This is a genomic window from Dokdonella sp., assembly GCF_049593775.1.
In the GTDB taxonomy this organism is placed as follows: domain Bacteria; phylum Pseudomonadota; class Gammaproteobacteria; order Xanthomonadales; family Rhodanobacteraceae; genus Dokdonella.
Window position 1 is genome coordinate 1 of sequence record NZ_JBAWHJ010000470.1, and the last position, 20,158, is coordinate 20,158.

The following is a 20,158-nucleotide window of genomic DNA, read 5'->3' on the forward strand; positions in this document are numbered from 1 at the left end:
GTGGCACTCGGTGTGGGCATCGGCGTCGACTACGGAATCTATATTTTCGCCAGGATGAACGAGTCGCTGCAGGCCGGAAAGCCACTGACCGAAGCCTACTTCGCGTCGCTGAAGACCACGGGCATCGCAATCTTCTACACAGCGCTGACTCTGGCAGCAGGCGTGGGAACGTGGGTGTTTTCCGATCTCAAGTTCCAGGCCGACATGGGCGTGATGCTGACCTTCATGTTCGTGGTCAACATGATTGCCGCCATCGTGTTCCTGCCTGCACTGTGTCGCTGGCTGTTGCGACCGAACGAGAAGGCAGCCTGAGTCATCCTGAACAGAAGGCCCGGATCGACCAGCGTCGATCCGGGTTTGTAACTAGTTCAGCGCTACGTCGAACAGGCTGCCCACCCACGCCGTGGCTGCCATCGCCAGCGCACTCCACAGCACGACTCGCAGCGAGCCTCGCACTACCGGAGCTCCGCCGGCACGCGCGGCCATGGCACCGAGAATAGCCAGGGAGGTCAGAGAAGCCGCCATTACGACAGGCATGCGATAGGCGGCAGGTGCCATCAGGATAGTTCCCAGCGGTAACACGGCCCCGGTTGCAAAGGCTGCCGCCGAAGAAAGAGCCGCCTGCAGAGGTCGTGCGCGCAATTCCGGGGTGATGCCGAGCTCATCGCGCGCATGCGCAGACAGCGCATCGTGCGCCGTCAGTTGCTCGGCGACCTTCGCGGCCAGCACCGGATCGAGTCCGCGCTTCACATAGATTCCCGCGAGTTCTTTCAGTTCCTGCTGTGGAAACTGTTCGAGCTCGTCCTGCTCGACGCGTAGTTCTGCATGCTCGGCGTCTGCCTGCGAGCTGACCGAAACATATTCCCCCGCTGCCATCGACAGGGCGCCACCGACCAGTCCGGCCACGCCGGCAACAAGCACCTGGGTCTGGCTTGCATTTGCTGCGGCAACACCGATGACCAGACTGGCCGTCGAGACGATGCCGTCATTGGCGCCAAGTACGGCGGCACGCAGCCAGCCGATGCGACTGGTTCGATGTGTTTCAGGCTTGTGTGCCTGCATGTGCCACGCCTCTGGTAGTGTTTCGCGGTGGACCGGATCGAATCTCACGGCCTGCATGCGCGTATCAGGTTGAAGGTAGCCTGCGCTGTCAGCCAGGCCGTCAGTAGCGAATGTTCATCTTCCTCATCAACTTGCCGGTCAGCCACGCGGGACCAATCAACAAGTAGGCAAGGTCGGTAAAGAAGGATGGTCTAGCGCCTTCGATCAAATGCCCGATGAACTGTCCGATCCAGGCCAGCACGAAAACCGAACCGGCTATCCAGAACATGCTGGTCGAGCCAACTGCACGATAGAGCAACTCGCATGACAGTCCGAACACGATGAACACCAGAAGCATGGCCGCCCCGACCGGACGTGACATTCGCCAGTAGAAGGCGAACGCACCCACGATCGCCAGGCCGCACCAGAACCCCGGGCGACCGATAGCGTCCGGAACCGGAATCGCCCACAGGGCCGCCATCACCGCCCACAGGATTGCTGGTACACACACCCAGTGAATCGCCCGGTTGACGGGGTTGCAATGATCCTTGCTGTAGTTTCCAAACCATTCATTGACAGTTCGCATGATTCGTCCGGTCACCTCGCGGCATAGTTGGGCGTGTCGTGATCCAATACTAACGGATCAACGCGAGCAGTCCGGCAGCGAGCTGCACAAACGGGTCGTTCGTGCTGATCCCAAGCCGGCACAGCCGCCCTCAGTCCTGGGTTGTGTCGGCGCTTCCGGAAATCTTCAGCGGCTGCAGTGTCGAGCTGTACCACTCGGCCACCCTCCCTTCCCTGAAGAGAATCCAGGATGGGCCGTACAGCCAGCGCTCTCCTTCACGCATGACCGGCGCACCGTTGATGCGCAACACGGCATCCTTGTCCATGCCAAGTCGGATGCCTTCCTTGCCGAGAGGCGGTTTCGACGCCATGAAGGCCGGGGTAGCCCGTCGCACGTCATGAGAGTGCTGAACTTCCAACGGCGCTTCGGTGGTCTCCAGCGGCAGCAATCGCCACGCGAGTACGCCGGCCACGACGAGCGCAAGGATGATCCAGCGCAGACGGCGAGATCGCACAGGACCAGGCACCTCCACGGCAGGAACCGCTACTTCAGGAGCCGGACTGGCGGGCGGCACGAAGGGGGTACTGGCGCCAGGCAGCCGACCGTGCCGACGATGAAACTGGATGCCGGCTTCGTAGAGTTTCGTCAGCCTTTGCAGATGCTCGGTGGCCAAATGCTGAGAAATCGCGTCGTCTGCATCCAGCCGATCGGGATGGACCATCGAAACACGCCGTCGATACGCGCGCTTGAGATCATCGATGTCGGCTCCCGGCTCAAGCTGGAATTCGCGATACAACCGCAGAAAATCGATGCCCTTGGACATGATGGATATCGCGTCAGGCCAGCCTGATGCCAGCCAGGCGTTGTAGCGCCTCGGCATATTTCTGTGCCGTGCCCTCGATGATTTCCTGCGGAATCGACGGGCCGGGCGCCTGCTTGTTCCAGTCCAGGGTTTCCAGATAGTCACGCACAAACTGCTTGTCGAAACTCGGCGGGCTGATACCCACGCGATATTCGTCCGCCGGCCAGAACCGCGACGAATCCGGAGTCAGCATTTCGTCCATCACGTAGAGCTTTCCATCTGCGTCAGTGCCAAATTCGAATTTCGTGTCGGCAATGAGGATGCCGCGCTCTGCGGCGAAGCGTGCGGCCTCACGGTAAATGGCAAGGCTTGCCTCGCGCACTTGTTCAGCCAAAGCACTGCCTACCTGACCGACGACCGTGTCGAAGCTGACGTTCTCATCGTGGCCGCCGACTGCAGCCTTGGTCGAAGGCGTGAAAATCGGATGAGCCAGCTGCTCGGCCTGAGCCAGGCCAGCGGGCAACGGAATGCCGCAAAGCGCGCCGGTTGCCCGATAGTCCTTCCAGCCCGAACCAATCAGAAAACCGCGCACGATGGCCTCGAAGGGGACCGGTTTGAGGCGTTTGCTGATCACGCTACGACGGGCGTAGAGGTCCACATCAACGCCGGCCGGCAACACCTCCTCGACGCGCCGGCCGGTCAGGTGATTCGGCATGACGTCGGCGGTTCGCGCGAACCAGAAATTGGACATTTCCGTGAGCATTTCGCCCTTGCCCGGTATCGGATCCGGCAGCACCACGTCAAAAGCGCTGAGCCGATCCGTGGCGACGATCAGCAGCTGATCATCAGGCAGGGCATAGACATCACGCACCTTGCCACGGTGAATCAGGTCGAGGCCGGGTAACTGGGACTGGGAAAGCGTCGTGGGCACGGAAGGAATTCCATAAAACGGCAGCAGGGTCCAGTTTAACCTTTGGACCACGAGTCAGCCGTGTAAAATCTTCGAATAGACTGTCCCGGAACCTTACGCATGCTTCGTTGCACCCCGCTTTTCCACCGTTGTCCGTCGTGCGGCATGACCCTGAATGCCTGGCCCTGCGGCCCGCTGCCCCGGTTGGCTGACGGCTTGCGCAGACGCATGCGCGTCGCTGCGCCGGCCCAGACGGAGTGCAGCAGCACGTGAGCATCTTCGGCAAGGTCGTTGGCGCCATCCTCGGCCTGATCCTGTTCCGCAACTTCGTCGGTGTGCTGATCGGCGCATTTGCCGGGCATCTGTTCGACCTCAGCGTGATGCAGAAACGCGCACCGGCGCGTGCTTCGTCATTCATCGAACCGCTGTTCGCCTTTGCCGGCGCACTGGCCAAGTCGGATGGTCGTGTTTCCGAACTCGAGATCAAGGCAGCCGAGGCCCTGATGGATCGACTCCGGCTTGATGCCGACATGCGCCGCATGGCTATCGATCGGTTCAACGTCGGCAAGGCGCCGGAATTTGACGTTCATCTCACGGTGGCGGAGCTAAAGGCATGGGCGCGCGGCCGGCGCGATCTCGCTTTCCTGCTGCTCGACATGCTGCTCGACCTCGTCTACGCGGAGGGCACCCTGGCTGCCAACAAGCTCGGCATGGTGCGCAAGCTGTGTTGGGCACTGGGTGTCAGTGACATGGAGCTTGGCGCAATCACCGCGATGAAGGGCTATGGCCAGCGCTATCAGGGTCCGCGCGGCGAAGCGCCCGGGCAGCGCACCTCGCGCAACAGCGTGCCCACCGCTGACCCCTACGTGATCCTGGGCATCACCCAGAGTGCCGAGCCACGCGATATCAAGCGTGCCTACCGCAAACTCATGAGCCAGCACCATCCGGACAAACTCGGCAACGTGCCCGAGGAACTCAAGCACCGTGCCGAATCACGAGCGCGCGAGATCAACACCGCTTACGAGCGCATCAAGAATGAACGCGGTTTCACCTGAGCGTCAGCGGTTGGACGTATCGTCCGGTTCGTGCGAGATTCCCCTGCACCCATTGCAAGTGAGGTAGGTCCGATCATGTTGCGGAAAAATACCACCCGGCCAAAATTCCATATCGCATGCCTTGCCGTCATTGTCGCCTTCGGTGCAGCGGTCGGTTGCAGCAACGGTGCTTCCGATCCTGCCGGCGCTGCCGATCCTTCCGCAAGTTCCGGCGAAGCGAAACCGGCGGAGAGGCGATCGAAATCCACCGAAGACCGCGGCAATGCGCAGTTCAACATGGCTGGATCAACGTGGAAAGGCGAGCGTGCAACAGCACGGCTCAAGGGCGACCGCCTCAAGATATCCGCCAGCCATACGACCCGTGATGGCGACAAGATGAAGCGCGACTCGCTCGGCCTCAATATCTCGGGCTTCAATGGACCCGGCAGCTACACGGCCGACATGGTGTCGATGTTCGTGCGCGTCAGCATCACGATTCCGAAGGAAGAAGGCGACGCCGAGGCGGGTGCATCCAAGATGCTGTTCGATGCCATCGGTGACAGCAGCAACATCCGCCTTGCCAACGCGAAGGTGGAGGTCACGTCGGTCAGCGACGGCTACGTCGATGGCCGTTTCTCACTGGAAATGCCAGGTATGCCCGACAAGTCCGTGACAGAGGGGCAATTCCACGCCCGCCTGCGCGAATGATTCAAGTGCAGACAGGCGCGTAACCCCGATTCTGCCAAGGCAACCCCACCCGGAACCCGAATCCCTACACCATGCCCAGACAATCCTGCGTCATTGCTCCATCCATTCTGTCCGCCAATTTCGCCAAGCTCGGTGAAGAAGTTGATGCCGTCCTTGCTGCCGGTGCTGATTGGGTGCATTTCGATGTGATGGACAACCACTATGTGCCGAATCTGACGATCGGGCCGCTGGTCTGCGAGGCGCTGCGCAAGCACGGCGTCACGGCACCCATCGATGTCCATCTGATGGTAAAGCCGGTTGACCGCATCGTTCCCGATTTCGCCAAGGCGGGGGCCAGCCTGATCAGCTTCCACCCCGAGGCGTCTGAGCACATCGACCGGACCATCCAGCTGATCCATGCCAGTGGTTGCAAGGCCGGGCTGGTGTTCAATCCGGCGACCCCGCTCAATTATCTCGATCATGTGCTGGACCAGCTCGATCTGGTCCTGATCATGTCGGTCAACCCGGGATTCGGGGGTCAGTCGTTCCTGCCCTCGGCACTGGACAAGTTGCGCAAGGCCCGCGAGCTGATCGATCGAAGCGGTCGCGACATCCGCCTGGAAATCGACGGCGGCGTGAAGATCGACAATATCGCGGATATCGCCCGCGCTGGAGCCGATACGTTCGTTGCGGGCTCTGCGATCTTTGGCAAGGCTGATTACCCTGCGGTGGTCTCCTCCATGAAATCGGCAGTGGCCTCGGCCTGACGCTGCTGCGGTTTCGCGAACGTCGCTACGCGCATACCATCGGCACTCGGGTTTCCCGAGCGCAGGCGTTAGAATCGAAGGCTTTCGCGTGCCGTGGAGTGCCTGATGCGTCCTATTTTTCCTGTTGCCGTCCTGATCCTGGCCGGCAGCGCCTTGGTCCAGGCCATGCCCGCGGGCAATTCGCGCCTGCTTCGCTTCCCGGATATCTGCGCCGAGTCGATCGCCTTCGTACAGGCTGGTGACATCTACGTCGTACAAGCGGCAGGCGGAACTGCATTGCGCCTGACATCGCACGCGGGCCAGGAGTTGTATCCGAAGTTTTCGCCGGATTGCCGATGGATCGGCTTCTCGGCCGAATACGACGGCACGCGCCAGGTCCATGTCATGCCGGCCACCGGTGGCAAGCCGCGCCAGTTGACCTGGTACAACGACGTCGGCCCGCAACCGGTTCGTGGCGGCACCGACTACCGCGTGCTGGACTGGACCCCGGATGGAAAGAATCTGCTCGTGCGCGCCAACCGCGTCGGAACGGATGATCGCGGCGGCCGACCCTATCTGGTACCGGTAGATGGCGGCATGGAAACACCGCTGGCGGTGCCCGAGACTGGCGGTGGCATGTTGTCGCCAGATGGCAAGACCTACGTGTACACCCCGATTGATCGCGAATTCCGCAGCTGGAAGCGCTATCGCGGTGGCCGGGCCCAGGATGTCTGGACTTACGATCTGGCCAACAACACGTCAAAGCGCCTGACCGACGATCCGGCCACCGACAACCAGCCCACCTGGGTGGGCGACACGATCTATTTCACCTCCGATCGCAACTACACCATGAACCTGTTCGCGATCTCACCCGAAGGCGGCGAAGCGCGTCAGGTCACCGAGTTCACGGACTTCGATGTGCTCTGGCCGAGCGCGGGCAAGGATGCGATCGTTTTCGAAAACGGGGGCGCCATCTGGCGCTTTGATCCCTCGACCTCGAAGGCCAGCGAAGTGCCGATACGGGTCACGGGTGATTTCCCGCAGACCCTGCCGACCTGGAAGAACGTGGCTGGCCAGGTCGAATCGTTCGATCTCGATTCCGAAGCGGGAACCCTCGCCTTCGCGGCGCGCGGCGAAGTATTTCGCTACAGCGGCACCGATCCGGAGATCCGCAACATCTCGCGAACGCCGGATGCGCGCGAACTGGGATTGACCATGGCGCCGGACGGAAACTCGATCGCGTTCCTGTCCGATGCCAGCGGCGAATACGAACTCTATTTGCAGTCATTGGCAGGTGGCACGCCGAAACGCCTGACCCGTGATGGTGATGTCTGGCGATTCCCGCCCGTGTATTCACCAGACGGCCGCCACATTGCCTACGCCGACAAGAAGCAGCGTTTGCGAATCGTCGACGTCGATACTGGCAAGACGCGCGATGTCGACAGCAGTCGCGCGGAAGACATCACCGACTACACATGGTCGCCGGACGGCCAATGGTTGGCGTACACGGCGCGCACCGGCGCCAGCCTGGTCAGCAGGGTCTGGCTGTATTCGCTGGCCGATGGATCAAGAACACCCGTCACCGCCGAATCATCGAGTGCATTCAGCCCGGCATTCGATCCTGAAGGTCGCTGGCTCTATTTCCTGTCCGATCGCGACTACCAACTGCAGTTCAGTGCCTACGAACAGAACTACCTTTATGCGGACGCAACGCGGGTCTACGCGGTAAGTCTCGCGGCGGCCGGTCCGTTCTTCTACCGTGATGCGGAAAAGCACGCCGCAGCGGAAGAGGGAAAGCCGGGCAAGGATGCGTCGACGCGCAGCATCAGGATAGACACCAAGGGCATCATCGGGCGTGAGCAGGTGCTCAAGGCGGGCAACGGAAACTTCCGCAAGTTGAAGGCGAGCGCAGAAGCAGTATTTTTCGCAGCCTCGCGGGGTGGGCGCGACGACGGCAGCTTCGAGCTTCGCATGCTCGGACTCGATGCCGACAGCGATGTGGTGATCGCAAAGGGACTTTCCGATTACGCGCTGGCTGCGAATGGCAAGCAGGTGCTGGTCCAGTTTGATGGCAAGTTTGCGCTGCTCGATACCAAGGCCGATCAGGATCCTGCCAAGAAGGCACTCGACCTCTCGGCCATGAAGCTGCTGATCGACCCGTCGCGCGAATGGAATCAGGAATTTACGGATGGCTGGCGCATTCTTCGTGACTGGTTCTACGATCCGGGCATGCACGGCGGGATCGAGCGCTGGAACGCGATTCGGGACCGCTATCAGCCCCTGGTCGCCTATGTCGCAACACGCCAGGACCTGGACTATCTGTTCCAGGAGCTGGTCGGCGAACTCAACTCCGGGCACGTCTACGTACAGCAAGGCGACCAGCCGAAAATGGAACGCACGCCCGGGGGCTTGCTCGGCGCCGAAATCATCCCGGGCCCATCGGGGACGTACCGTGTCGAAACCATATTTGGCGGTGCCGACTGGAATGAAGGCAAGCGCTCTCCGCTGGCAGAGCCCGGGGTTGACGTGGGCGAGGGGGATTACATTCTCGCGGTCGATGGCGTTGATGCGGGATCAGTCACCAACTTCTATCAGTTGCTGCAGGGCAAGGGTGGCCAGAAGGTCAGCCTGCAGGTCAATTCCCGGCCCGATGCCAAGGGTAGCCGCGAAGTGCGCGTGACGACACTCACCTCGGAGTACGATTTGCGTTACGCCGATTGGGTCGCCTCGCGTCGTGCCATGGTCGATCGACTGTCCGATGGCCGTATCGGCTACATCCACTTGCCGAATACGGCGGTCGCCGGCAATCGCGAATTGTTCAAGGGCATGCTGGCTTATGCGGACAAGGAAGCCCTGATCATCGATGACCGCTACAACGGCGGTGGCTTTATCCCCGATCGAATGATCGAACTGCTTGCACGCAAGCCGCTCAACTACTGGAAGAGTCGCGGCCTGGATCCGCAGGCCACGCCGATGCTGTCGCACAATGGTCCCAAGGCCATGCTGATCAACGGGATCTCGAGTTCCGGTGGCGACGCGCTGCCCTACTACTTCCGCAAACTCGGCCTTGGCAAGCTGATCGGTACGCGTACCTGGGGCGGCTTGATCGGAATCTCCGGCAATCCGTCACTGGCCGATGGCGGCACCTTGCTGGCGGCGACATTTCGCTTCATCGATACGGATGGACAGTGGGCCGTCGAGAATGAAGGCGTCAGTCCCGATATCGAGGTCATCGATCGTCCGGAGCAGCTTGCGCAGGGCAAGGATCCGAGTATCGAAGTCGCCGTCGGCGTGCTTCTGGAAGAGCTGGGCAGCAGTCAACGCAGCATTCCCGTGGCACCGCCGGCACCGACACGGTTTGGACAGCCATCCGGGCGCTGACCCGCGCGGGTACTGGACAACAATAGGGCTGCGCTATCCTGCGCGGCCCGTTTCCCGATTCTGGAGTGGCTGCCGATGCAGTGTTTCGTCTACAAGAGTCTGCGCAAGGCCGAGACCTACGTTTACCTTCGTGAAGCGGACGGGTTCGAGGTTTTGCCTGCACCCATTGCCGAACAGCTTGGTACGCTGGGTTTCGTGATCGAAATCGAGCTGTCTTCCCAGCGCAAACTCGCCCGCGAGAACGTTGATGCGGTCATGATCAACCTGCGTTCACAGGGCTATCACCTGCAATGGCCGCCGGTTGCCGAGCGCGAAGAACAGGCGTGAACCCTGCTGAAGGCCGACGCCTGTCCAGCAGCCCGAGCGCAAATGCGCCGCGCATCGATATACTCGTCGTATCGCGGCTCAGGCCGCGGCCTGGTTGACAATGCCTCACGACATGCCGAAAACCGCCGCCCGCCCCCGCTCACTGCTGATTGGACTGGCCCGGTTCATTCCGGCCATCTTCGTATTCGCCGCGGCCATCCTGTTCGATGATCCGCTGGTTCTGATCCTGCTGCTGGCCGGAAACGCCCTGATGCTGACGGCGATCTGCGCCGGGATCGGGTTCGACATGGATCTGGGCTTCAGCCGCAGCGTGGCACGTCGCGGCCTGACCGGATTCGTCATGGCCAGCCTGTACACCATTGTGGTGGCCGCATTGCTGGCGGTGCCCGCGTGGTGGCTGGTCAATGATCCGACCCTGATGGGTGCTCTCGGACTGTCGGCCGCCCTGCTGATTGCCTTGCTGCTGTTGTGGCGACTGTGGCCGGCGTTCGTGCTGCCATTCGTCTGGGATGATGCCTATCCCGCCGAAGGGCGCGGATCGTGGCTGCTTGCCGCATTGCGCCGATCCATGGCATTCGCCCGCCACCTGACCGGGGAACATGAATTGTTCTTCAGCCACGGTCTCATGTCGGGGCTCTCCCTGTTGGTCATCAGCGTCGGTGCGCTGGCCATTGCCACCCTCGGAGCCGGGCTTGCCATCGAACTGCGCATTTCCGCGATCATCGTGTATGCGTTCGTGATCGTGCCGCTGGCCTATCTCACTGTCGCAACACGCTGTGTCAACGCCATGTTGACCGATGCACGCCTGCAGCGCTTGTCGGCTCAGCGCAAGGCGGAGGAATTGGCCGATACCCAGGCGCGGGTCGAAACGCTGCCGGAAGACATTGGCGTGTTCGAGGCGAGTGCCGCACTGCTCGAGGCGGCACGCTCGGGCCAGGTCGACCGGGCACTCGCCGCTCTCGAACGCGGTGCAAATCCCGATACCGTTCCGTTGATTGGCGAGCGCGACCAGCGCAGCGTACTCATCCACGCCGTGATCCTTCCCGATCTGCGCCTGCTTCGCGCCCTCATTTCCACGGGTGTTGATGTAAACCGCAGTCATGGCGGCATGGCACCCCTGATCGCGGCGACGCGGGACAGCTTTCAGGGCCGACCCGATGCCATCATGACCTTGCTCGCGAACGGAGCGGATCCGGCTGTCACTGACGATGACGCCAACACCGCGATGCATCACGCTGCTCTATGCGGAGAGCCGATCGTGGCCGCCCTGCTGCTTGATGCCGGCGTACCCCTGGATGCAGTCAACGGCGAAGGAAGGACAGCGCTGGGCATGGCCTGCGCAAATGGCAACTGGCCGCTGGCTGCATTCCTGCTGGATCGGGGTGCCGCCGTTGATGTCGATCATTCACAGCCTGCTCTCCTGCTTGCCGCCAGCGTGCCCGAAGATGATCCGGAAGGGGTCAGGATGCTGCTCAAGCGCAAAGCCAGGGTGGATGCGCGCGGCCTGCTTGATCGCACACCGTTGATGGCGGCCGCCATGACCGGCCACGTCCAGATTGCCAAGGCACTGCTGGGCGCGGGTGCTCAGGTCGAATTGCTGGATCGCAACGGCGCCAACGCCTTGATGGAAGCCGCACGTTCCGGTGCCGTGGAGATCATCCGTTCACTGGGCGAGCGCAAGGCCGATCCGGATCGGGTCGATGCATTGGGCCGAACCGCGTTGATGATTGCCTGTGGCACGCGTGCGGGCAACGAGGAGACCGTGCGCGCACTGCTGGCGATCGGAGCCGACAGGAGCATCGTCGCGGCAGATGGCCGGCGTGCAGTCGATCATGCTGCGGCCAGCGGGCGCTGGCCGATCGTGTCACTGCTCGATCCTGCGTTCACGTTGCCAAGCAGCATGGCCGCCGAGCCTGTTGCAGATGACTCGCGCGCGTCCCATTTGCTGGATGCGCTGCGCTTCGGCCACTGGAACGTAGCGGATGAATTGCGCGAATCCACCCAGAGCCGGCCGGTCGCCGAACTTGCGAGGCTCTATCTCGGGCTGATCGAACCCGGACATGCGCAGGCGCGCGACTGGATCTGCAATCTCGGACTGCCACCCGATGCCAGACTGGACAACGGCAAGCTGTTGACCGACGCCTTGCTTGATGGCTTGCCCGGGACAGGCGATGCACTGGCCCAACTGGAGCAGCGAGGTTTTCCGATTGGCGGTGCTTCGTCGGTGGCGCGCGTGTTGTCAATTGCGCCAGCCGGCCCCGAAGGCGATGCGATGTGCCGCCTGGCCGGGCGCCTGATGACTCGTGGCGCCGACTGTTTTGGCCGCGCTTCTGGTGACGCCATGCCGCTGCATCTTGCCTGCGCGCTCGGTGATGCGGACCTCGTCGCCCGCCTGCTCGAAAGCGGCAGCGACGTAAACGCCCTCGATTCGCGTGGCCGGATGCCTTTGCACTACGCCTTGAAGGCTCCCAGTGCGGCAGCGATTCGGGTCTCGCGCGTACTGATCCGTGGTGGTGCCGACCCCGAGCGGGCTTCGGCCAATGGTGAAACTGCGCTCGGCCTGGCCTTGTCGCGCGCCGATCGCGATCTCGTCTACTGGCTGAACTGGCCTCGCTGGCGCCTTCCCGGCCGTGCATTGCGCGGTGCGGATCTTCCGTTTGCTGCCGCGGCTGGCGACATTGATGCCGTGGACAAATTGCTGGGATTGGGCTTTTCCGTCGGCAGTGTCGATGCGCAGGGGGCGACGGCATTGATTCGTGCCGCCGGTTCGGGATTCGCAGCCCTGGTGGTGCGACTTCTCGACGTCGGTGCCGATCCGAAGCAAGCATCCTATTCTGGCGCCACCTGCCTTTCGGCGGCCGTCGCGGCACGCCGGGAAGCCGTCGTACGCACGCTGCTGCAGCATGGCATCGACGCCGATCAGCGCCTGCCGGGCGGAGGGACCCCGCTGATGATAGCGGCGGCACTCGGCTTGCCGCGGTTGGCCGAACCCCTGCTTGAGCGTGGCGCGGATCCGAATGTAGCCGATGACCGCGGCAATACTGCGTTGCAGGCTGCGGCGCAGTTCGCCTTTGAAAGTCGCGACACGGGGATCTCCGCGGAGCTTCTGGAAATGCTGCTGCGCCATGGCGCCAGCATCAGCGCGCGCAATCAGGGTGGTCAGGATGCGCTGTTGCTTCTGCTTGGCGCACGCGCAGAACCGGGAACCGCCTGTGATGCGCAACACCTCGGTCATCTCGCGACGCTACTGGTAGAAAAAGGTGCCAGTGTCGATGGCGGCGACCAGCGCGGAGTCAGTCCGCTGCACGCCTGCGCGATGCATGGATTGCTCGGCGTTGCGCGTCTGCTGAAGTCGCACGACGCACCAATCGACCAGCTCGATACCCTGGGGCGCAGTGCCGGCGAGATCGCGGCCCTGCTCGGCTATGTCGATGTCGCCAATGAACTGGGCGTCGTGCGCAGCGCGGTCCCCAGTGCGAGGCTGACCTTGCGCAATCGGGTCAAGGATTGATTGGGATTCGGGATAACCAGCCTTGGGCTGTGGAAAGCCGGGATTCGGGATTCGGGATTCGCAGAGCTGATATGGCGGCGTCTTGCCAAATTTACTCCACACGACAGACTTCCGGGCTTGATGCCCAATTTTTGACTCGAAGCGCTGCCGCAGCCGGAAAAGCACGGATCGCTCCAACTTGCGACTTTGCCAATCCCCAGTCCCGAAGATCAAATCCATGCCGTTGAGCTACCATTCCCTCATGAACAAGCCCTCCACAACCCATTTCGGATTTCGCGAAGTTGCCGAGAGTGACAAGGCGCGTCTGGTCGGCGAGGTGTTCACCTCGGTGGCGCGCAAGTACGACATCATGAATGACCTCATGTCATTCGGCATACACCGATTGTGGAAGCGCCACTTTGCCGCGACCAGCGGTGTGCGTGCGGGCGATGCCGTGCTCGATCTGGCGGGTGGAACGGGTGACATCGCTGCATTGTTGTTGCCACGGGTCGGCAGCGACGGGCGCATCGTCATCGCCGACATCAATGGCGACATGTTGCGGGTCGGGCGTGATCGCCTGATCGATCGTGGCCTGCTGCGAGGTCTCGACTTCGCTCAGGTGGATGCCGAAGCCCTGCCGTTTCCCGACCGCAGTTTTGATTGCGTGACCATGGCCTTCGGCTTGCGCAACGTGACGCGCAAGGACAGGGCTCTCGCGGAAATCCATCGCGTTCTCAAGCCTGGTGGCCGTGCGCTTGTCCTCGAGTTCTCCACCGTGCGTGAGCCGTTGCTCAAGCCCCTGTACGACTTTCATTCGTTTTCGGTGCTGCCGCGCCTCGGCAAGCTGATCGCTGGCGATGATTCGAGCTACCGCTATCTTTCGGAATCCATTCGCAAGCACCCTGACCAGGAAACCCTGAAGGCGATGATGGAGTCGGCGGGTCTGGAGCGGGTCGATGTTCGCAACCTGTCGGCCGGCATCGTCGCCATCCATCGCGGCTACAGGCTCTAGGCAGGAGCGGCGCAGTACGCGCAGCGCCTTCGGGTCGCGCAACGGGCGCGGATCATCGGCCGGCACCTGCACGCGGCAGGCTGGCGATGAAATCGGAACGTCGGAAATAAAGAAGTCGAACGAGGAGCGGGTCGCATCCTGCGAACCGTTCTCCCCTCGTCCGACTAGGGGGACTCGGGTGAGGGCATGGCCACTCACTGGAGACCAGCATGCCTGCGCCGCCGGGTCACCGATAGCTGTAAGTTCTTACAGCTTGACGAATCGCGAAAAGTATGATTCGAGTGCTCGCAACGGCTCTCTCACCGAGCCTGCCAGACCGCGCAGCCCACGCGCTGTCTTTGGAAAAGGCCGGAATTCGCTCAGGAAATCGCATCACAGACTTCCGTCCAGCGTTCAGGCGGCCGACGAGATTTGCATGCAAACAACTGTTACAGGATGCTAAAGCGCAATGAGCTGAAGGGCGAACGCTTTTGCGATGGCTTGCCGGCGCCCGAGCACGCCGAGCTTGCGGGCGGCGTTCTGGATATGGAAAACGACGGTCCGCTCGCCAATCCCGAGCAATTGCCCGATTTCCCAGCTGGTCTTGCCTTCAGCCGCCCAGCGCAGGCAATCCTGTTCGCGTGAAGTCAGATGCACCTCTTGCTGCGCCGACTGGCACAACAGGCGATGGTTGGCCTCATGCATGAACGAGGCAAGCAACTGGAGGTCGCCCAGGTGACGCAGGTTCTCGCCCGCCTGAGCGTTGTTGTCGGTCGCCACCGAGATCATGCCCGTGTGACCACCGGGACCGTGCAGGGGCAGGCCAATGCCTGCGCGCAAGCCGTAATCCGCTGCTTCACGGAAATAGTCCGTGATAAAGCCTGCGCGACGCGCACGCGGATCGGATGCCCAAAGACATGGAGTGGAGCGATGACGACAGTGCTCGATGACGGGATCGAGTTCGAGATAGCCCTTTCGCTGGTAATGAGCATTCCAGGCGGCCGGATAGGTGTTCAGGCGGTCCGCAACCCTATGGGCAGCGCCAGCGCCGGTATAGACCCAATTATCGAAGCCCAGCCTGCGAACCTGGCGACTAGCCTCCGCACGCAGCGTCTCGGCCGAGTCACACTCGAGCAAGCACTGCAGACTGTCCCATTGGTCAAGCATCATCTATCCCCCTTCAGAAGAATATACGCAAATCAGCGGCACAAGTCCGCACACCGGTTCGCGAAAACGCATTCCGTGCCGCGAGGCGCCCGCGAGAGCCTGGCCGAGCGGTGGCATACTGGCTGGTCTGCAACGGAGGAATCATGAAATACCTATTTTTGACCTGTTTCCTGTTTCTGGCTGCCCCGGCCGTCCATGCCGAGGTTGATCCGCACAGCTATGCCGAGCCGTCGAAAGTGACGATGACTTCGCTCGATCTCGACCTTGAAGTCGATTTCGCCACACAGAAGCTGATTGGAACGGCCGAACTGACCCTCGACTGGCACGACCCGGATGCGCGATCCCTGATTTTGGATACGCGTGACCTCGAGATCGAATCGATCAAGGCCATTGATGCCCAGGGCCAGGAGCACGCGGCGATTTTCAGCCTCGACCCTCGAGATCCAATCTTCGGTTCGGCCTTGCGCATTGCGCTGAAGGATCAGGTTCCCGTCGTGAGCATCCGCTACCGGACATCACCCAAGGCGTCCGGCCTGCAATGGATGACGCCACAACAAACAGCCAGCAAGAAGCAGCCGTTCATGTTTTCGCAATCGCAGGCCATCCATGCGCGCAGCTGGATTCCGCTGCAGGATACACCCTCGGTGCGCTTCACCTATAGCGCGCACGTCAAGGCTCCCAAGCCGCTGCGCGTGGTCATGAGCGCCAACAATGACGTCAAGCACCGCCTCAATGGTGACTACCGCTTTGTCATGAAACAGGCCATTCCGTCTTATCTCCTGGCGATCGCCGTGGGTGAACTCGATGTGCGCGTGACCGGCCCACGTACCGCCGTTTTCGCGGAACCGAGCGTGATCGCCGCCGCTGCCAAGGAGCTCGAAGACACCGAAAAGATGATCGAGACGACCGAAAAACTTTACGGTCCGTATCGCTGGGAACGCTATGACATCCTGATTCTTCCGGCCAGCTTTCCGTTTGGCGGCATGGAGAACCCGCGTCTGACCTTTGCCACGCCGACCATCCTGGCCGGTGACAAGAGCCTGGTCGGCCTGATCGCCCACGAGCTCGCGCACTCCTGGTCCGGCAATCTGGTGACCAACGCCAGCGCCGAACACATGTGGATGAACGAGGGTTTCACGACCTATGTCGAAAACCGCATCGTCGAAGAGCTGTACGGCAAAGAAGTCGCCACCATGCAGTTGGTCGTCGACGATCAGGAGCTGCTGGTCGAGATGCAGGACATAGCGCCAGATCAGCAGCTGCTGATCACCGACCTGGCGGGAATCGATCCTGATGAAGGTCTGTCTGGCGTGCCCTATGACAAGGGGCGCTGGTTCCTGCGCTTTCTTGAATCACGCTACGGACGCGACGAATTTGATCCATTCCTGCGTGCCTATTTCGACCACTATGCGTTCCAGAGCATCACCAGCACCGAGTTCCTCGAGTTCTACAGCGAGAATCTGGAGAAGAAGCACCTGGGCAAGGTGAGCTCGGCCGAAATTGATGCCTGGTTGCACCTGCCGGGCATTCCGGCAAATGCACCGGTTGCCCATTCGGCGCGCTTCGACGCAGTCGACAAGGCTGCTTCCGATTTCATTGCCGGGGATCTCGCAGCCACGGATATCCAGGCGAAAGACTGGGTGACACTCGAATGGCTGCGTTTCATCAACGCGCTGCCGGAAACGCCCGAGCTGGCACAGATCAAGGCGCTTGACGATGCCTGGGACCTCAGCAACAGCGGCAACGGCGAGATTGCGTTCCGTTGGTACGTGGCTACCGTTCGTGCCGGCTACACCGACGCACGTCCACAGATTGCCGCCTTCATCGAGCGTATCGGTCGACGCAAGCTGGTCGTGCCGATCTACGAAGAGCTGGCCAGGACCCCGGATGGCAAGGCCTTCGCGATCGAGGTCTATGCAAGGGCAAAGCCCGGCTATCACCCGTTGACCCAGGGTAGCGTGGAGAAGGTGCTGGGGCTCTAACAGCCTGCTGGACTCTTCCCGACAGCCGCAAGGTGCTGGAAATTCTCCCTCTCCCCTCGGGAGAGGGCTGGGGTGGCATCTCCATGGATGGAGGTGGTACGCCTCCATGAATGGAGGTGGTAGAACCGTGTCGGGAACAAACGGTCGAGGGGACGGGCGAAGCTGGAGTTTGAAGCACGCGCGTACCCCCATCCGCCCCCGGATCGAGTCCGGGACAGACTCTGTCGGGCACCTTCCCCCGAAGGGAGAAGGATTGGTTGTTGTGAGCCACCGCAAGCCTTGCCTTGCACGACGCGCGATGACAGCCTGTCGGAGCCTACACTGCTGCCGGCTTACCCCATGAAATCACTGCTACTGACACTCGCTTTGCTTGTCGCCGGCTTGCCGCATGCTTCCGCGCAGATACTCAGCGAGCGCGAACAAGCACGTGTGGTCGACGAGATCCTCGCCGAGCGGCTCGATACCTTGCTGCCGGTGTTGATGAAGCGATCAGGCATCGACATGTGGATCATCGTTTCACGCGAGTACAACGAAGATCCGGTACTGCGCACGATGTTGCCGGCAACCTGGTTGAATGCGCGCCGACGTACGATCCTCGTGTTCTTCAACAATCCGGAAAGCGGCGCGATTGAGAAACTCGCGGTGGCGCGTTACAGCGTCGGCGACAGCATCAAGTCGGCCTGGGACATGGAGAAATTTCCCGACCAGTGGCAAGCCCTCGCCAATATCGTCGAGACACGCGATCCGAAGAAGATTGGCATCAATGAGTCTGTCGACTTCGCCCACGCTGACGGTCTGGTGCGCACCGATTACACGGCACTCTTGAATGCCTTGCCCGAGCGCTACCGCAATCGATTGGTATCTGCGCAGGATCTCGCCGTGGGTTGGCTGGAAACGCGTACGCAACGCGAGTTGCAGATCTATCCGCAACTCGCGCGCATAACCCATTCGATCATTGCCGAAGCCTTCTCCGAGAACGTCATCACGCCTGGCATCACGACCAGCGACGATGTGGTCTGGTGGCTGCGCCAGCGTGTCAGCGATCTCGGCCTGGATACCTGGTTCCATCCGACCGTGTCGATCCAGCGCAACGATGACGAGAAATTCGATCAGCTGAAAAGCTTCATCGATCATCCGGCCGGCGAAATCATCCGTGAAGGCGATTTGCTGCACGTGGACTTTGGCATCACCTACCTGCGCCTGAACACCGATGTGCAGGAACACGCCTACGTACTCAGGCCTGGCGAGACCCGGATGCCCGCAGGCATCGCCGCCGCGTTCACTCGTGCCAACCGCTTGCAGGACATCCTCACCAGCGAATTTGCTCTCGACCGATCGGGCAACCAGATACTGGCTGCTTCACTCGCCAAGGCGAGCAAGGAAGGCATCAAGGCCACGATCTACACCCACCCGCTGGGCAGCCACGGCCATGCCGCCGGTCCGACCATCGGCATGTGGGACAAGCAGGAAGGGGTTCCCGGCAGTGGCGATTTCCCGATGCATGCCAACACCGTCTACTCGATCGAACTCAGCGCCGCGTCCGAAGTCCCTGAGTGGAACAAGGAAATCCGCATCATGCTCGAACAGGACGGCGCCTTCGACGGCCAGCAGTTTCGCTATCTCGATGGCCGCCAGACCAGCCCGCACCTGATTCCGAGATTTCCCGCTGTCGCGGACTAGCGAACAAGCGTGTGTTGCGTTGAATGCCAGATAGTCCGCAGAGGCCGCCTATGCTTGCGCTATTGCTCCTGCTTTGGCGCGCACGACGCGCGCTAAAAGGGTCCCGTCGCACGTGGCGAGGCTGCGCAGGCGACTGCATGGATGCAGGAGGTAGAGGCCACTCTCGCGCATCCTGCGCTCGCGGCATTCGCACATCCATGTGCAGCACAACGCATGGAGCAGTTGCCGAAATTGTCCGAAGGATGGCCCACAGGACGTGGGCCAGTTTGCTGCCAGCACACGGATGTGCTGTCAGCAAACCCCGGAGCTGACTCGTGCACCTGAAGCACAGGGACTGTGCGTAAGGCGCGTGCGTGGGGTGGCCTTCTCTTGACACCGGGCTCCTGCCCTCCGCCCTGCGGGCCGGCTCCGCCGTTCGCGCTGCTCCTGCGGCGCAGTGGCTACGCAAGAGAAAGTGACTCGCTCGCTGAAGGCGAGTGAAAGCCATTTAGCACTTGGACTCAGTCCGCACTCGTCCCCACGGCAACGATCGGCGAATCAAACATCCCCACCACACTATTCCGACCCAATACCATGAACGTACAAACACCAAGCACCGTGCCGTAGGGAATACCAAAGCAGGTGATCGCCGCGATCACCTGCACGGCGATCCGTGACCGCCGTTGGCGGATCCGCGAAGCGGCCCAGAATTTCGCCAACGCCAATGCAGCCACCACGAGAAAGAAAACCCCGCCGAACACACCGATGATCGTGCCGACAAACTCGGGCGGCACGTCAACCGGCTTCGCACTGTCCTGGGCGATGCCGGCGAAGAAGTGGTTCATGAACAAGCCGATCCCCGCGTACAACAAGCCCATCAGAGAGAACAGCGCGGTCATGACACCTGAGAATACATAGCCCAGCGAAAGCAGCCGGAGATGTTCGGCGTCAACGATGGGCTGTCGCGAATCGTGCTCGGTCATGATCTGCAAGCTCCACGGGTTCAGTGTCGTACAGGGTTGCGCGGTGCCGACCCGGCGACTCTGAAGTGTCGGGCCGGCCCCATCCTCGCATGCCGGCACGGTCAACTTGCAAACGCTTGCTCATGTCGGCATTGCAAGCAAATTATTGAAGGTCCCAGCCTGGCTTGCCACGCGGTGGTATCGCCTGTGGCACCGGCGGTTTCACCGGGTCACTGGCCATCTTCTTCTCCAGCAAGTTCAGGGCAGCATCCAGTTGCGCATCATTGCCCTTGAACGTCGCCACCGGTGCGTTGACGACGGCGATATCGGGGGACACGCCGCCTCCCTCGATCAACCACGCTCCGTTGCTGGCGGCAAACTGACCGAATTCGGCGATCCTGGCCACGCCACCGT

General features: G+C 61.6%; 17 protein-coding genes. 10 read left to right on the top strand and 7 right to left on the bottom strand.

Annotated elements, in window-relative coordinates; translation table 11 throughout:
• Nucleotides 1-312, top strand: a 312-nt coding sequence (locus WBP53_RS16135) for an MMPL family transporter (protein WP_423930761.1), incomplete at its 5' end; no start/stop codon positions are given.
• 51 nt (nt 313-363) lie between these two features.
• On the opposite strand, the gene WBP53_RS16140 is transcribed toward WBP53_RS16135, so the two are convergent.
• From WBP53_RS16140 to WBP53_RS16155, 4 genes are all read right to left on the bottom strand, one after another.
• Complete coding sequence (locus tag WBP53_RS16140; protein WP_423930763.1) at nt 364-1,062, bottom strand: VIT1/CCC1 transporter family protein; 699 nt, start codon at nt 1,060-1,062, stop codon at nt 364-366.
• Between the two features lie 100 nt (nt 1,063-1,162).
• Nucleotides 1,163-1,627 carry a DUF962 domain-containing protein gene (locus tag WBP53_RS16145; RefSeq protein ID WP_423930764.1) on the bottom strand — a complete coding sequence of 155 codons (465 nt, stop codon included), beginning with the start codon at nt 1,625-1,627 and terminating at the stop codon, nt 1,163-1,165.
• Between the two features lie 130 nt (nt 1,628-1,757).
• Entirely contained in the window at nt 1,758-2,486 is a 729-nt protein-coding gene (locus WBP53_RS16150; RefSeq protein WP_423930789.1) for a J domain-containing protein, read from the bottom strand.
• Nucleotides 2,443-3,339 (bottom strand): phosphoribosylaminoimidazolesuccinocarboxamide synthase, encoded by an 897-nt coding sequence (locus tag WBP53_RS16155; protein ID WP_423930766.1) that lies wholly within the window; start codon nt 3,337-3,339, stop codon nt 2,443-2,445. Before WBP53_RS16155 ends, WBP53_RS16150 begins: the two co-directional genes overlap by 44 nt.
• A gap of 248 nt (nt 3,340-3,587) precedes the next feature.
• Between WBP53_RS16155 and djlA the strand changes: the two genes are divergently transcribed.
• The 7 genes from djlA (at nt 3,588) to ubiE (ending at nt 13,995) form a co-directional block, all read left to right on the top strand.
• Nucleotides 3,588-4,373: a co-chaperone DjlA gene (gene djlA / locus WBP53_RS16160; RefSeq protein WP_423930768.1), complete on the top strand. Its 786-nt coding sequence runs from the start codon at nt 3,588-3,590 to the stop codon at nt 4,371-4,373.
• A 75-nt stretch (nt 4,374-4,448) separates the two neighbouring features.
• On the top strand, nt 4,449-5,060 hold the full coding sequence (locus tag WBP53_RS16165) for a hypothetical protein (protein WP_423930770.1): 612 nt from the start codon (nt 4,449-4,451) through the stop codon (nt 5,058-5,060).
• Nucleotides 5,061-5,131: 71 nt separating this feature from the next.
• Nucleotides 5,132-5,806, top strand: a complete 675-nt coding sequence (gene rpe, locus WBP53_RS16170; protein WP_423930772.1) for a ribulose-phosphate 3-epimerase — start codon at nt 5,132-5,134, stop codon at nt 5,804-5,806.
• A 105-nt stretch (nt 5,807-5,911) separates the two neighbouring features.
• A complete protein-coding gene (locus WBP53_RS16175; protein WP_423930774.1) occupies nt 5,912-9,166 on the top strand; it encodes a S41 family peptidase in 3,255 nt (1,084 codons plus the stop codon).
• A 75-nt stretch (nt 9,167-9,241) separates the two neighbouring features.
• Nucleotides 9,242-9,493 (top strand): YcgL domain-containing protein, encoded by a 252-nt coding sequence (locus WBP53_RS16180; protein ID WP_423930776.1) that lies wholly within the window; start codon nt 9,242-9,244, stop codon nt 9,491-9,493.
• Nucleotides 9,494-9,605: 112 nt separating this feature from the next.
• A complete protein-coding gene (locus tag WBP53_RS16185; RefSeq protein WP_423930778.1) occupies nt 9,606-13,004 on the top strand; it encodes an ankyrin repeat domain-containing protein in 3,399 nt (1,132 codons plus the stop codon).
• Nucleotides 13,005-13,245: 241 nt separating this feature from the next.
• On the top strand, nt 13,246-13,995 hold the full coding sequence (ubiE, locus tag WBP53_RS16190; RefSeq protein WP_423930780.1) for a bifunctional demethylmenaquinone methyltransferase/2-methoxy-6-polyprenyl-1,4-benzoquinol methylase UbiE: 750 nt from the start codon (nt 13,246-13,248) through the stop codon (nt 13,993-13,995).
• Between the two features lie 438 nt (nt 13,996-14,433).
• Here the strand turns inward: ubiE and WBP53_RS16195 are convergent, their stop codons facing one another.
• Nucleotides 14,434-15,144 carry an autoinducer binding domain-containing protein gene (locus WBP53_RS16195; RefSeq protein WP_423930782.1) on the bottom strand — a complete coding sequence of 237 codons (711 nt, stop codon included), beginning with the start codon at nt 15,142-15,144 and terminating at the stop codon, nt 14,434-14,436.
• Nucleotides 15,145-15,284: 140 nt separating this feature from the next.
• On the opposite strand from WBP53_RS16195, the gene WBP53_RS16200 reads away from it, so the two are divergent.
• Complete coding sequence (locus tag WBP53_RS16200) at nt 15,285-17,123, top strand: M1 family metallopeptidase (RefSeq protein ID WP_423930784.1); 1,839 nt, start codon at nt 15,285-15,287, stop codon at nt 17,121-17,123.
• A 339-nt stretch (nt 17,124-17,462) separates the two neighbouring features.
• Nucleotides 17,463-18,803, top strand: coding sequence for a M24 family metallopeptidase (locus WBP53_RS16205; protein WP_423930786.1), 1,341 nt, complete (start codon nt 17,463-17,465; stop codon nt 18,801-18,803).
• Between the two features lie 500 nt (nt 18,804-19,303).
• On the opposite strand, the gene WBP53_RS16210 is transcribed toward WBP53_RS16205, so the two are convergent.
• Complete coding sequence (locus WBP53_RS16210) at nt 19,304-19,765, bottom strand: hypothetical protein (protein ID WP_423930787.1); 462 nt, start codon at nt 19,763-19,765, stop codon at nt 19,304-19,306.
• Nucleotides 19,766-19,907: 142 nt separating this feature from the next.
• Nucleotides 19,908-20,158: hypothetical protein (locus WBP53_RS16215; RefSeq protein ID WP_423930788.1), on the bottom strand; the 251-nt coding region annotated here is incomplete at its 5' end.

Coding starts and splice junctions, on each gene's coding strand:
- WBP53_RS16205 (WP_423930786.1), top strand. CDS start 17,463: ATGAAATCACTGCTACTGACACTCGCTTTGCTTGTCGCCGGCTTGCCG.
- WBP53_RS16175 (WP_423930774.1), top strand. CDS start 5,912: ATGCGTCCTATTTTTCCTGTTGCCGTCCTGATCCTGGCCGGCAGCGCC.
- WBP53_RS16140 (WP_423930763.1), bottom strand. CDS start 1,062: ATGCAGGCACACAAGCCTGAAACACATCGAACCAGTCGCATCGGCTGG.
- WBP53_RS16165 (WP_423930770.1), top strand. CDS start 4,449: ATGTTGCGGAAAAATACCACCCGGCCAAAATTCCATATCGCATGCCTT.
- ubiE (WP_423930780.1), top strand. CDS start 13,246: ATGAACAAGCCCTCCACAACCCATTTCGGATTTCGCGAAGTTGCCGAG.
- WBP53_RS16210 (WP_423930787.1), bottom strand. CDS start 19,765: ATGACCGAGCACGATTCGCGACAGCCCATCGTTGACGCCGAACATCTC.
- WBP53_RS16195 (WP_423930782.1), bottom strand. CDS start 15,144: ATGATGCTTGACCAATGGGACAGTCTGCAGTGCTTGCTCGAGTGTGAC.
- WBP53_RS16145 (WP_423930764.1), bottom strand. CDS start 1,627: ATGCGAACTGTCAATGAATGGTTTGGAAACTACAGCAAGGATCATTGC.
- WBP53_RS16200 (WP_423930784.1), top strand. CDS start 15,285: ATGAAATACCTATTTTTGACCTGTTTCCTGTTTCTGGCTGCCCCGGCC.
- WBP53_RS16150 (WP_423930789.1), bottom strand. CDS start 2,486: ATGCCGAGGCGCTACAACGCCTGGCTGGCATCAGGCTGGCCTGACGCG.
- WBP53_RS16180 (WP_423930776.1), top strand. CDS start 9,242: ATGCAGTGTTTCGTCTACAAGAGTCTGCGCAAGGCCGAGACCTACGTT.
- WBP53_RS16185 (WP_423930778.1), top strand. CDS start 9,606: ATGCCGAAAACCGCCGCCCGCCCCCGCTCACTGCTGATTGGACTGGCC.
- rpe (WP_423930772.1), top strand. CDS start 5,132: ATGCCCAGACAATCCTGCGTCATTGCTCCATCCATTCTGTCCGCCAAT.